The 13,298-nt window shown below is 59.4% G+C and carries 10 protein-coding genes; 1 reads left to right on the top strand and 9 read right to left on the bottom strand.

The window, feature by feature from the left end:
- Window positions 1-46: 46 nt before the first annotated feature.
- The 6 genes from QP990_RS12300 to purS all read right to left on the bottom strand — a co-directional run bounded on the left by QP990_RS12300 (window position 47) and on the right by purS (window position 6,155).
- Window positions 47-451: a hypothetical protein gene (locus tag QP990_RS12300; RefSeq protein WP_349839550.1), complete on the bottom strand. Its 405-nt coding sequence runs from the start codon at window positions 449-451 to the stop codon at window positions 47-49.
- A 15-nt stretch (window positions 452-466) separates the two neighbouring features.
- Entirely contained in the window at window positions 467-955 is a 489-nt protein-coding gene (locus tag QP990_RS12295; protein WP_396127264.1) for a hypothetical protein, read from the bottom strand.
- A gap of 94 nt (window positions 956-1,049) precedes the next feature.
- Entirely contained in the window at window positions 1,050-2,684 is a 1,635-nt protein-coding gene (locus QP990_RS01210) for a histidine-type phosphatase (protein ID WP_284798056.1), read from the bottom strand.
- A 221-nt stretch (window positions 2,685-2,905) separates the two neighbouring features.
- On the bottom strand, window positions 2,906-5,215 hold the full coding sequence (purL, locus tag QP990_RS01205; protein WP_284798053.1) for a phosphoribosylformylglycinamidine synthase subunit PurL: 2,310 nt from the start codon (window positions 5,213-5,215) through the stop codon (window positions 2,906-2,908).
- Window positions 5,216-5,228: 13 nt separating this feature from the next.
- Window positions 5,229-5,912: a phosphoribosylformylglycinamidine synthase subunit PurQ gene (gene purQ, locus QP990_RS01200; protein WP_284798051.1), complete on the bottom strand. Its 684-nt coding sequence runs from the start codon at window positions 5,910-5,912 to the stop codon at window positions 5,229-5,231.
- Complete coding sequence (gene purS, locus QP990_RS01195) at window positions 5,913-6,155, bottom strand: phosphoribosylformylglycinamidine synthase subunit PurS (RefSeq protein WP_238801984.1); 243 nt, start codon at window positions 6,153-6,155, stop codon at window positions 5,913-5,915.
- Window positions 6,156-6,387: 232 nt separating this feature from the next.
- Here purS and QP990_RS01190 point away from each other — a divergent pair, with 232 nt between their 5' ends.
- A complete protein-coding gene (locus QP990_RS01190; protein WP_284798048.1) occupies window positions 6,388-9,165 on the top strand; it encodes an ExeM/NucH family extracellular endonuclease in 2,778 nt (925 codons plus the stop codon).
- Between the two features lie 213 nt (window positions 9,166-9,378).
- Here QP990_RS01190 and QP990_RS01185 read toward each other — a convergent pair whose 3' ends face one another.
- From QP990_RS01185 to QP990_RS01175, 3 genes are read right to left on the bottom strand one after another with little or no spacing between them, the layout of a single operon-like run.
- Entirely contained in the window at window positions 9,379-10,062 is a 684-nt protein-coding gene (locus tag QP990_RS01185; RefSeq protein ID WP_023019880.1) for a DUF2334 domain-containing protein, read from the bottom strand.
- Window positions 10,063-10,118: 56 nt separating this feature from the next.
- Window positions 10,119-12,242: a S9 family peptidase gene (locus tag QP990_RS01180; RefSeq protein WP_284798046.1), complete on the bottom strand. Its 2,124-nt coding sequence runs from the start codon at window positions 12,240-12,242 to the stop codon at window positions 10,119-10,121.
- A 52-nt stretch (window positions 12,243-12,294) separates the two neighbouring features.
- A complete protein-coding gene (locus QP990_RS01175; RefSeq protein ID WP_284798043.1) occupies window positions 12,295-13,188 on the bottom strand; it encodes a phosphoribosylaminoimidazolesuccinocarboxamide synthase in 894 nt (297 codons plus the stop codon).
- Window positions 13,189-13,298 lie beyond the last annotated feature (110 nt).

The following is a 13,298-nucleotide window of genomic DNA, read 5'->3' as shown; positions in this document are numbered from 1 at the left end:
GACTCCCCCTGTAACCCAAGCATCTCGGCCTGTAGCGAGGCCCAGACTATAATCCTTGAAAATAGAAATCTTGTTTGGCTTTTGCCCCCAGTACCGGCCACTTTTCAAATTCTTCAGAGTGCTGGTGCAACCAGTCACCCTCTTCATTTGGTTCAATGGACTGCCAGTCAATGGTTTCAATCGCGGAGGAGTCGACGATCCCAAGCTTTTCTTCGACTGTCAGATAGTCACTAATGTCTCGGTAGTGAAGCTGGAAACCAGTCTTTGATACCGACGGTGATAGCCACGGAGTTGCGGGAACCAGAGCCGAAGACTTTGCCGCCTTCTTTGCGGGACTGTTCGCCAGCGGTACGTTGGTTGCCGCGAAGGTTAAAAATATAAAGGTCCGTGAAATCCTCGGCCATCGATAAGCGCACACCATCACCCGTATTGCCGTCGATCCACCCGCCATTGGACACGAAGGCTACTACCTCCTGGTCGCCGATGCGGTCGGTGCCCAGCGGAAAGCTCGCAAATAGGAATCGTAGAGGGTTCGCTGAGGCGTCGCCGTGGATTTCACAGCGTAAGTCTCTGCAATGCGCTTATCCAACCCCGGGTATTTCTGGTTGGCGTTTATATCATTGGCGGACTTTTGGCCGGCGGAATATGGCGGGTTGCCAATAACTACGTTGATGGGTGCCTTCTTCTGGCGCTCAATGGTGGCGTTGTTTTCGCGGAAGACGTTGAGGTCCGGAATGTCGCCGTCTTCGTGAATTTGGAAGGTATCCGCTAGAGCGATGTTGTTAAAGGTTACGTAGTCCGGAATTGGTTCCCCGTTGCGCTGCGGACATACTTCAAGGTCGAAATCCGAAAGGACGACACACACTAGGCCCAGCCGAGCACTAAAGGCTGCAATGGCGCTAGACCTAGAGCTGTAGCGAGCCTGCTTGCGGTTCCATTGAACTATGGAAACCATATGGGAGGCTGTGCCTTTCGGAAGCCGCCACTAAGCGGTGATTCGAGGAGAGCTTCCCAGTTTGTCGCCCCCCCTCAGTAATATCTTGCCGTTACTAAAAGGGAAGTTGGATGCCGAACTTGTGTAGAAGACTTTCTATCTGCTGCCGGTTGAAATACACCGTTCCCACTGCAATAGTCAGTACACTGGCGAGGGCACCAACTACCGCCCACATCTTCGACTGTGAAGAGGCAACGCTACTTCCTGTTTGTGGCTTGTACCCGCTGTCCGCGGTGGAATCAATATGAGCTTGAGAGTGGTCAGAGACAGAACCAAGCGGCAGACAAGCGGACAGCTCATCGATGGTATAAAACGTCGAGCCCTCACTTATTGGCTCACACCCCTCCTTGAAGGGAATTTCCTTCTCGTTGTACAGCATGCGCACGAGGGTCTCGCCATTGTCATTCTGGAAGGCATCCCACTGGATATTTGCTCCCATTGGGGAGACCTCGTCACCACGCCAATCCGAGTTCTGCCAGGTGTAGAGCTCTCCTGCGGGAACTCCATTCTCTGAGCCAGGCGTTTTCAGCAATGCGGCGAGCGGAATGATGGTTTCCGCGTGACCAAACCTATATTCCGCAGCTATATCACCACCGGCCGCGCGATCCTGTACGCCCTCAATCATTTCCTCAAGCAGTGGCTCATAATTGTCGTAAGAAACAGTGCGACCCTCGATAGCCGGCCCCTTCTCATAGAAGTCTTCTACATCCAATAGGTATGCAAAGGTAGGCCCGCTCGCATCGTCCATGTACTGATCAAATATCCACCCCTCAGCAGGGGTTTTCTCCTCATGAGCAAGTGCTGGAGCAATGATGTACAGATTGTAGAACTGCAGCGCGGCGTCCACTATTCCTTCTACTGTCTTGCCATCCTTTTCACGGGCGCTAAAAGAAATGGACCCATCTTTTAGCTCATCGATAAAATCCGAGGTGAAAATCTTGGACAGCAACTCCTGCGATGCTTCTTGGGAGGCCGGCTTGGAATAAGCTTCCTGGATCTTTTCCTGTAGCTGCGGTGAGTCTTTCCACGCCGAATATTTTTCGTACGACGGTGACTTCTTATCTTTATGCGCATACATCAGGTCGGTGCGTGGCTCGATGGTGACATGACCATCGTTGGTTCCGTCCACGAGGTTGTCAGCAAGAGTGGGAGCTTCCTTCAGCCACGCCGCACCGAAATTCCAACCAGAGTCATTAGCGCGGTCCTCACCCGAAGAGATGAATTTCACCTTGGAGTCGTCCCTGTCGATGCTGTGCATAAGCTCAGCATTGCGTTGCGCATTGCGCTGACCAATCCCCCGCAGTTCTTCCCGCCCAACTGCGGTGAGGTTTCCGTATCCGGCGTCTTGTCCGGCGCCACCGGCCAATTCCTCATTCACGGAAATCATCGCTTCTACCCGCGGAATGAGCTTTTCTCCTAAATCCGTGAGCTCACCACGCTCCTGGGCATACTCCAGCATCTGCTGCGCGAGGTCGTCATACTTAAAGCTAGACAGTCCACGCGAGCCATGCCGATCCACCGTGGAGGTATAGATCTGTCGGAATCCTGCGGGAGCTTCGGAATACTCCCGCCCCTGCGGTTCATAGTGCTGCTTGGTGGAGTAATAGGAACCATGCTCGGCGGCCGTGGCTGGCACTGTTACACCAGAACACGCAACGGCAGCAATAAGAGCGAGAGTACGAATGCGCATTGGACGTTGGCTTCCATGAGTAGTGGATATCTTGAAGAGGAACACACCCACGGTAGGCCGCTGACGTTACGGAAAGGTTGCCTGAAAGGAAAATGATTGAAAAGAACTCGTCCCGACGCTGTTCTTAGCCTTTGTCACTGCTCCTACCGAGAATTAAAGCCCGGCCGAAGCCGGGCTTTCCGCTTTGTCGCTTAGTTGCGTTTGTCCAACGCCGGGAGTTTTTACTCCACTACGGAGTTAGCACCCACGGCGTGGTCAAAGAGGTCCGGCAGGGTGGCGGACCAGGCGGCGACCAGCTGGGAGATGGCGACGGACTCGCCACCGAGGGTCAGTGCGCCGGTTTCGGTGGTCTCACCCACGATGGCGGCTGGGATGCCGAGCTCGCCGGCGCGGGCAAGCACCTGCTCGGCGCGGTCGGCGGTGGTGGCCACGAGCACGCGGGAGGCAGACTCGGAGAAGGCGGCGACAAATTCATCCTCGTGGACTGCCGAAAGGTCCAGGTTGAGGCCGAGGCCGGCGCCGTCGGCAGTCGCACCAGCGCGCTTAGCCATCTCAAAAGCGGCTACTGCTAGGCCACCTTCGGACAGGTCATGCGCGGCGGTAAGCAGCTCATTGCCGTGGAAGAACTCAGCCAGGCGCTTCTCGTTGGCCATATCCACCTGCGGCGGCAGGCCATTGAGGGAGGAAGCCTCGGAGGTATCGGCGCTGACCTGCTGCCAGATGGAGCCGCCGAACTCGTCCTTGGTCTCACCTAGGGCGATGAGAACTTCCTTTTCACCTACGGCGCCGAGCTCATTGCCAATGGCCTTGTGCACGTCATCGATAACGCCCAGCACGCCCACCACCGGGGTAGGCAGGATCGGCTCCTCGCCGGTCTGGTTGTAGAAGGAGACGTTGCCGCCGGAAACGGGGATGGAGAGCTCCACGGCGGCGTCGGCAAGCCCATGCACTGACTCGCGGAACTGCCACATAACGTCGGGGTTCTCCGGGGAGCCGTAGTTTAGGCAGTTGGTAATCGCGACAGGCTTGGCGCCGGTGACGGCCACGTTGCGGTAGGCCTCCGCCAGCGCGAGGCGGGCGCCCATGTTCGGATCCAGCTTGGTGTAGCGGCCGGATGCATCGGCGGACACGGCCACGCCGCGGCCGGTCTCCTCATCGATGCGCAGCACGCCGGCATCCGCATGGTGAGACTGGACGGTATTTCCGCGCACGTAGCGGTCATACTGGTTCATGATGAAATCGCGCGAGCACAGCGCCGGAGAAGACACGAGCTTCTGCAGGGACTCAACCAAGCCGCGCTTGTCGGTGCCCTGGTACTTCTGCAGCTCGTCCTGCCACTCCGGGCGGGCATACGGGCGGTCATACTCCGGAGCCTCATCCGCAATGGTGCCGGCCGGGGCATCCACGACGACCTCACCCTGGTGGCGGATAACCAGGTGATTGCCCTCGGTGACCTCGCCGATCTCGGCGCAGGTTACATCCCAGTGCGCGCAGATTTCGCGGAACTTCTCCACGTTCTCCGGAGACACAACGGCGCACATGCGCTCCTGAGACTCGGAGGCGAGGATCTCGGCCGCGGTCATATCCTTCGCACGCAGCGGTACATTATCGAGGTTGACCTCCATGCCGCCATCGCCGGCCGCTGCCAGCTCCGAGGTAGCACAGGCCAAGCCCGCACCGCCGAGATCCTGGATACCTACGACCACGCCGGCGTGGTAGAGATCCAGGCAGCACTCGATAAGAACCTTCTCTGCGAAGGGGTCGCCTACCTGTACGGCCGGCAGCTTGCGCTCGGCGCCGTCCTCGAAGGTATCGGAGGCCAACACGGAAACACCGCCGATGCCGTCCAAGCCAGTGCGGGAGCCGAAGAGCATGACCTTATTGCCCTTGCCGGATGCAAAGGCCAGCTTCAGGTCCTCCACCTTGAGGGTGCCCACGCACAGCGCGTTGACCAGTGGGTTACCCGCGTAGGTCTCATCAAAGACGGTCTCGCCACCAATATTGGGCAGACCCAGGGAGTTGCCGTAGCCGCCAATACCGGAGACCACGCCGGGAAGGACGCGCTTGGTATCGGGGGCGTCGGCAGGCCCAAAGCGCAGCTGGTCCATCACAGCAATCGGGCGGGCACCCATGGCCATGATGTCGCGCACAATGCCGCCCACGCCCGTGGCCGCGCCCTGGTAAGGCTCCACATAGGAGGGGTGATTGTGGGACTCCACGCGGAAGGTCACCGCGTTGCCGTCTCCGATATCCACCACGCCGGCGTTCTCACCGATGCCAGCGAGGATCTTCTCCCCCATCTCCTCGGTCATGGTCTCGCCAAAATAACGCAGGTGCGTCTTGGAAGACTTATAGGAGCAGTGCTCGGACCACATAACGGAGTACATGGTCAGCTCCGCGTCGGTAGGACGGCGGCCCAAAATATCGTGGATGCGCTGGTACTCGTCATCCTTCAGGCCGAGCTCCGCGTAGGGCTGCTGCTCATCCGGGGTGGACTGTGCCTTTTCTACGGTGTCATTTTGAACGGTCATTAAAGTGGCCTCCTTAAACCGCCGGCGCCTGGGCGACGGCCTTGATGGCGGATACGAAAAGTCCCAGTCCGTCGGTGGATGGGCCGGTCAGCGTGTCAATGGCGTGCTCCGGGTGCGGCATGAGGCCCACGATGCGGCTAGACTCATCGCTGACACCGGCAATGCCGTTGACAGAGCCGTTGTAATTATCGGTATAGCGGAAGACCACGCGGCCTTCGCCCTCGATGCGGGCAATGTCATCATCGCCGGCCTGGAAGCGGCCCTCACCGTGCTTGGCAGGCACCAGGATCTTCTGGCCCTGCTCAAACTCGCTGGTCCATGCAGTGGTGGAATTTGCCACCTCGAGGTAAGTATCGGTGCAGTGGAAATGCAGGCCCTTATTGCGGGTCAGCGCGCCTGGCAGCAGGCCCGCCTCGGTCAAGATCTGGAAGCCATTACAGATACCGAGCACCGGCATGCCCTGCTTCGCACGATCGATGACGGACTGCATTACCGGCGCAAGCGCGGAAATAGCGCCCGAGCGCAGGTAGTCACCATAAGAAAAACCGCCCGGCACTACTACCGCATCCACGCCGTGCAGATCGCTATCTGCGTGCCAGAGGCTTTTCACCTCTGCACCGGCGGTGCGGGCTGCGCGAGCGGCATCCACATCATCCAGGGTTCCGGGGAAAGTGATTACTCCGATTGTTGCGGTCACTTACTTGACCTCCAGCCCAACAACCTCGTAGTCCTCGATGACGGTATTGGCCAGCAGTGTGGCGGCTACCTTATCTAGGTCTTCTGCGCTAACAGAGTCATCGACCTCGATTTCGAAGCGCTTTCCCTGGCGCACATCGCTGACACCGGATACCCCGATGCGACCCAGCGCGCGGACGACGGCTTGGCCCTGCGGATCCAGAATTTCCGCCTTGGGCATGACATTGACAACTACACGAGCCATGAAAATATTGCCTTACTGTATGGGGCTTTGGTCTGCGCGGCTTAGTTTAGTTGGCACCCCGGCTTTTACCTAGACTCACCCCCCGCAGTGTGGGTTTCACCCCGGTTGGGCAAACTCTACGTGAACCTCAAACAACGCTCTGGCAAACTCCGGCGTGCGCTCCAGCCTGCCCCGGCGCGGCGCTCTATTAATAGACATCGCACACTATCGCTCTCTTTTTAAGGTTGAATCTATGTCTTCTCGCCGCCTAGGTGCGCTGGCTCTCGCCACCGCCTTGTCTACTGCTGCCCTTGCCGTTCCCACTGCCACGGCTGCCACCGACGGTTCCGCTGCTGTCATCTCCGAGGTCTACGGGGGCGGTGGCAATAAGGGCGCTGCCTTCACCCATGACTTCATCGAGCTCTATAACCCCACCGAAGCCCCGATTGACCTGAGCGGCTATACCGTGGAGTATTTCTCCGCCTCCGGCAACACGGGCGGCAAGGTAGAGCTTTCCGGCACCATCGCCCCGCACGGCTATTACCTGGTGCAGGGCGCAGCCGGCAATGGAGCGGGCGCTGCACTGCCTACCCCAGACGCCGAGGGCAGCCTCAACATGTCCGGTTCCAAGGGCTCAGTGCAGCTTGCCGACGCCACCGGAACCCCCATCGATGCCATCGGCTACGGCGCCGCTTCCCTCAAGGAGGGCACCTCTGCCGCGGGTCTGTCCAATGCCAAATCCGCCTCTCGCGACGCTGAGGGCACCGATACCGATGACAATGCCGCCGACTTCACCAGTGGCGCTCCCACCCCGACTAATACCGGTAATGAGGCTCCCTCCCCTCAGCCTGAGGATCCGGCCGAGCCCGAGCAGCCAGCTCCCGAGGGCGTGACCGCCATCGCGGATATCCAAGGCACCGGCGCTGAGTCCCCGCTCAAGGACCAGACCGTTGCCACCGAGGGCGTTGTCACCGGCGTGTGGAGCGAGGGTGGCCTCAATGGCTTTACCATCCAGACGGGCGGCACCGGCGCCGAGACTACCGACGCCTCCCAGGCCCTCTTCGTGTACATGGGCGATAAGCCGGCCGACCAGTACCCGGACCTCGCGGATTCCGTCGCGGTTACCGGCAAGGTCTCCGAGTTCTACGGTTCCACCCAAATCACCGCCTCCGCGGTCACGCAGCTCGATACCCCGCTAGAGAAGGTCACCCCGCTCAAGGTGGACCAGCTTCCCGATGGCAACGAGGCCCGCGAGCCCTTCGAGCACATGCTCATCCAGCCCGGCGAGCACACCGTAACCAATAACTACGCCCTCAACCAGTACGGCGAGGTCGGTCTCGCCCCCGGTAAGGAAGCCTTCCGCCAGCCTTCCGATATCTTCTCCCCATCCACGGATCCCAATTCCGATATTCAGAAGCTAACCAAGGATAACGCCGATAAACTGGTCACCTTGGACGATGGCCGCACCCGCGACTACCTGAAAACCGACCAGAATACCCCGCTGCCGTATATCGCCCAGGATGATGCCCACACCATCAAGTCCCTGCGTACCACCGATACCGTAGCTTTCCAGCACCCGGTCATCGTAGGCTTTTCTCACGAGCAGTGGCGCTTCCAACCCACCACCCCAGTCACCGGCACTACCAAGGGCACGGACCTGCCCATCTCTTGGGAGGACTCCCGCGAGGCTGAGCTGCACGCCATCGATGATGTCAAGGGCGAATACACCATCGGCGCTTTCAACGTTTTGAACTACTTCACCTCCCTGGGCGAGGAATTTGGCGGCAGCGCCTACACCGATCGCGAGGGCAATAAGGTCACCGTCAATCGCGGTAAGACCCGCGGCGCCTATACCCAATCCGCACTCGAAGACCAGGAACGCAAGATTGTCGCGGCTATCAACGGTCTCGATGCCGATGTCATCGGCCTTTCCGAAATCGAAGATGGCTACGCTGTCACCGGCGACTTTGCCCAGCGCGATAAGGCACTCAAGCACCTGACGGAAAAGCTCAATGAGGCCGCCGGCTCCGATAAGTGGGCCTTCGTTCCTTCCCCGTCCAAGGACGCCGTACCGGGCTCCCCGGATGTCATCCGCACCGCGTTTATCTACCACAAGGACGTGGTGAAGCCTGTCGGCGAGTCCCGCATCTTCCAGGACGATCGCTTCACCGGCACCGCCCGCGAGCCTCTCGCCCAGGAATTCCAACCGCTAAAGGAGGGCGAGGAGTCCTTCGTTGCCGTAGCCAACCATTTCAAATCCAAGGGCTCGGTGGCCAAGGGCGATGCCGACTCCGGCGATGGCCAGGGCAATAACCCGAACGTGCGCAACGCGCAGGCACAGGCCGTCCTCGATGCCCTGCACAAGCAGGAGGACTGGAAGGATAAGCCGCTTTTCGCCCTCGGTGATTTCAATACCTATACCCACGAGACCGCGCTCGACGTCTTCCGCAACGATGGCTTTACCGTGCCCGCCGAAAAATATGGTGCCGATCCCTCCTACCAGTTCTCCGGCCTGCTTGGCACCTTGGATCACGTGCTGGCGAACGAGGTAGCCACCGGCACGCTTGACGACGCCCAAGTCTGGAACATCAATGCCGACGAACCCGTCGCCTTCGAGTATTCCCGCCGCAACTACAATATCGTCGACTTCTACGATGACTCCCCGTTCCGCGCCTCTGACCATGACCCAGTCAAGGTCGGTTTCACCCTCGGTGCGGACGACTCCGCCGGCCAGCCAGACGATCCTGCGGATGATCCTGCAGATGATCCGGCGGATAAGCCTTCCGATGAACCTTCCGATAAGCCAGAGGACAAGCCGTCAGAAAAGCCCGGTAAGCCTGGCTTTGGTTCCAACTCCAGCACTAGCTCTGTCGGCGCCGGTATCGCCGCTGCCATCGCGGCTATCGCCGGCCTCGTCGCCATCCCCGGCTTCCTCGCTGTGACCGGCAATCTCCAGAAGGCCATCCCGGCCCCGATCTGGGTCATGCTGCCGCAGGAAGTAAAGAACTTCATCACCAGCCTGCAGCACTAACCGCCCACAGACGCGGACCCCGCTCGCTTCGGAGAAATCCTAAGCGTGCGGGGTCTTAATTTTTGCGATTTCAACGATTTCGTCCATCTAAAACACTACAACCGTTGACGGAAACAGGGTTTTAGATGGACGAAATCGTGCTACCGGACATAGACACCACCAACCATCCCCGCCACTTTTGTTCGAAGAACCTCTGACGAGGGAATGCGCTCCCTAATTTGGCAGGAAGGCGCCATAATCGGCAGGGGTCGCCCCAGCGTTAATAGCCCGGTCGGCAGCTTTGACGAAGTCATGGATCACCTTGCGGTCATCTAGGTTGCGGCCGGACACGGACAGGCGAACGGTATTGCCGCGCTGCGCGGACCGCTCTGCTGCACGAATGATGTTCTTGCGCCACCACTTAGCGGAGCCAAAGCCCTCGCCAAAGGACAAGTTACGGGCCTGGTGGAATTTGCCGGAATTGATCTGCAAAACACCGCGGGTAGAGGCTGCCACCTCAAACTTAAACTGTGGCAATACCTGCAGGGTGCCGGGAGACATGCGCCAGCGCGGCGGGGCGAAAATTGTGGGTTCGAAGCCGATCTTGGCCATCTGACGGGTCGCACCCGCGAGTCGCAGCTTTGCCTCGTGGGAGTCGAGATTCGCAAACTCTGCACGACGTCCCTGCACCGAGCGGTCGAAACCGTTGAGGATGAGTATGCGGCCGGCATCGGCTTGGTCTCGGAGCCAGCTTTTGGTGTCTTTATCTTTCGCAAGGTGCCAGTTGCCGTCGATATGCGGGGCAATAAGCAGGGAAACAGGAATCTCCTCTCGATCAAGGATCGAGAGGAGCCGGCTAGCCTGCTTCCGTGTGTCATCAAAGATGCTGGAGATCGATACCAGAAGGTGGCCATTCATAAGAAAAATTATCGCACAGGAATTTAGGATTCGCGCGCTGGCCCCCTATCCGGGTTTTACTTCTCCAGACCGGTGGCCTTATTGATCGTCCACGCATACTCGAAGGCGTTTTGGCGCCACTTTTCATAACGGCCGGACACTCCACCGTGGCCTGCAGCCATTTCAGTTTTGAGCAGGAACTCACCGCCGGTGGCCGTCGCCCGCAGCTGGGCAATCCACTTGGCCGGTTCAACGTAGAGCACGCGGGTATCGTTTAGCGAGGTAATAGCCAGGATGTCCGGATAGTCCTTGACCTCGATATTCTCGTACGGCGAGTAGGACTTCATGTAGTCATAGACCTCAGGATCGTGGTACGGGTCGCCCCACTCCTCCCACTCAGGCACGGTAAGCGGCAGTTCCGGCATGAGGATCGAGGTCAGAGGATCCACGAACGGAACAACGGCTTGGATGGCGGTAAAGCGGTCTGGGGCCATATTGGCGATTGCACCCATAAGCATTCCGCCGGCCGAACCGCCCTCGGCCACCATTTGGTCTGCGGTGGTCACGCCTCGGGCGATGAGGTCATCGGCAACGGCGATGAAGTCAGTAAAGGTGTTTTTCTTTTTGAGCATTTTGCCATCGTCGTACCACGTGCGCCCCATCTCGCCGCCGCCGCGTACATGGGCAACCGCAAAAATCATGCCGCGGTCCATCAGGGACAGGCGGGTCACGGAGAAGGCCGGATCCACGCTGACCTCATAGGAGCCATAGCCGTAGAGCAGAGTCGGATTCGGCTGGGTGCGGTCAAGATCGGCGCGATGAACAATGGAGACGGGGATGTCGGTGCCGTCGGCAGCCGTGGTCCACAAGCGGTAGGCCACATAATCATCCGGATTATAACCACCGGGAACCTCTTGCTCCTTGAGCAGGGTGTACTCGCCGGTGTCCACGCGGTAATCGAAAAGCTGGGCGGGCTGGGTAAAGGACACATAGCTTACGCGAAGCACCGGCGCGTCCCACTCCGGGTTACCAGATACGGAAACGGTGAAAAGCTCTTCGTTGAAGTTGAGCTCTTCGAATTCGCCAAAGCCGTCGTTAATGCGCATGATGGCGGCACGGCCGATGCCGCCGCGGCGGTAACCCACCACAATTTGGTCGCGGTAGGTATCCACGCCCTCGATGCGGGTGGTTTCCTTATGAGGCAGCAGCGCGGGCAGATCCCGGAGAGCGGGCAGCTCGCCGTCGGCCTTGGTATAGCCCACCTCGAAGTTGGGGCCGGTGGCATTGTGGGTGACAATCCAGTAGTTCTCGCCCTTGACGACGGCGTGATCGACGTCGTAGTCCACGCCGGATTCACGCTCCCACAGCAGGCGGAAGTCGCCCTCGGGGTTGTCCTCTTCGAGCACCCATACCTCAGAGGTCACCTTGGAGCTTATGCCAAGGAAGAGGTACTTATCAGAGCGGGCGCTGCCGATGCCGACGTTGAAGTGCTCGTCATCTTCCTTAAACACCTGCACGTCCTCGGACTGCGCGGTGCCTACCTTGTGGCGCCAAATGGTATCGGGACGCCATGCATCGTCGACGGTGGTGTAGAAAATAAAGCCGTCTCCAGCCCAGGTAGCGCCGTAGAAAATGCCTTCTAGGTGGTCGTCGAGAAGCTCGCCGGTCTCTAGGTCCTTGATGTAGAGTTCAAAGCGCTCATCTCCGGCAAAATCCACCGAATAGGCTAGGTAGCGGCCAGAATCAGAGATGGAGGCGGCACCGAGCGCGAAGAAGTCCTTCCCCTCGGCCAACGCGTTGGCGTCAAGGATAATCTCTTCCCCGTCCGGGGTGCCTTCCTCCGGGATAACCGGGGCGGTCCAGGGGTCGGACCCCTCCTCTACTGGAAGGCGGCAGGAATAACCGTAGCTCTTACCTTCCTCAGTGCGGCCGTAGTACCAGTAATCGCCGCGGCGGGAGGGCACGGACATATCAGTCTGTTTGATGCGGGACTTAATCTCCTGGAAGATATTCTCCGTCATCTCCCCCAAGTGCGCGGTCTTCGCCTTGGTGTAATCATTTTCGGCGTTGAGGTAATCCAGGGTTTCCCGGGATTCCTTATCGCGCAGCCACTCGTAGTTATCCACGAACTCCCGGCCGTGGAAGGAACGGGTCACGGGGTGGACGGCGGCTACGGGGGCGGAAAGATTCTCGTTGCTCATGCCGTCCCACTGTACGCGTGGCACCCCGTGGTGCGGGAGCTTCGGCGGGGAGTTAGTCCTCGGGCGAGAGGAAATCAGCGAAATGCTTGCCGGACAGCCGCTCGTAGGCCTCGATGTAGCGCAGGCGGGTGGCGGAAACGACGTCGGCAGGCAGCTGAGGTGGGGTGCCGTCGGCGGCTTGGTCCCATCCGGAGGCGTCGGAAGTCAGCCAATTGCGCACATACTGCTTGTCGAAGGATGGCTGAACCTCGCCCTCGACATAAGAATCAGCCGGCCAGTAGCGGGAGGAATCTGGGGTGAGGACCTCATCGGCCAGCACGAGCGTAGCGTCCTGGTCGAGGCCGAACTCGAACTTGGTATCGGCGAGGATGATGCCCTTTTCCTCCGCAAGCGCGGCGGCCGTGGAGTAGATGCGCAGGGTGGCCGCGCGTAGCTCCTCGGCGCGCTCGGTGCCTAGCTTGTCCACCACGTAGTCGAAGGACACGTTCTCATCGTGCTCGCCCTGTTCCGCCTTGGTGGCCGGGGTGAAGATGGGCTCGGGCAGGCGGGAAGCCTCCACGAGGCCATCTGGCAGCTCGATGCCACACACGGTGCCATTGGCCTTGTACTCCTTCAAACCGGAGCCGGTGAGAAAGCCGCGGGCCACACACTCGAAGGGCAGCATGTCCAATTTCTTGACTACCATCGCGCGGCCGAGGCACTCGGCAGGGATGCGCTCATCATCGAGCGGGCCGGCCAGGTGGTTGGGAAAATCGATGGAATCGAAGAAGAACTTCGAGGTCGCGGTCAGCACGCGACCTTTATCCGGGATGGCCGGCTCTAAGGCGTGGTCGTAGGCGGAGATGCGGTCCGAAACCACCATCAGCAGGGTGTTTTCGTCTACATCGTAGATATCGCGGACCTTGCCGGAGGCAAGATGGGTATAAGAAGAAAGCTCAGGACGCATGACTTTCATTCTAGCGCCCAGGGGTGGCGAGTAGGTTTCGATCAAATAAGCCCCGGAATCCGCGCGGGATCCGGGGCTTATTTGATCGAAATGCGAAGGGGCTGGAATTG

Source organism: Corynebacterium sp. MSK071, from assembly GCF_030232125.1.
In the GTDB taxonomy this organism is placed as follows: Bacteria; Actinomycetota; Actinomycetes; order Mycobacteriales; family Mycobacteriaceae; genus Corynebacterium; species Corynebacterium kefirresidentii.
The sequence above is the reverse complement of the archived record's forward strand: the minus strand, read 5'-3'. Positions and strand labels throughout refer to the sequence as shown.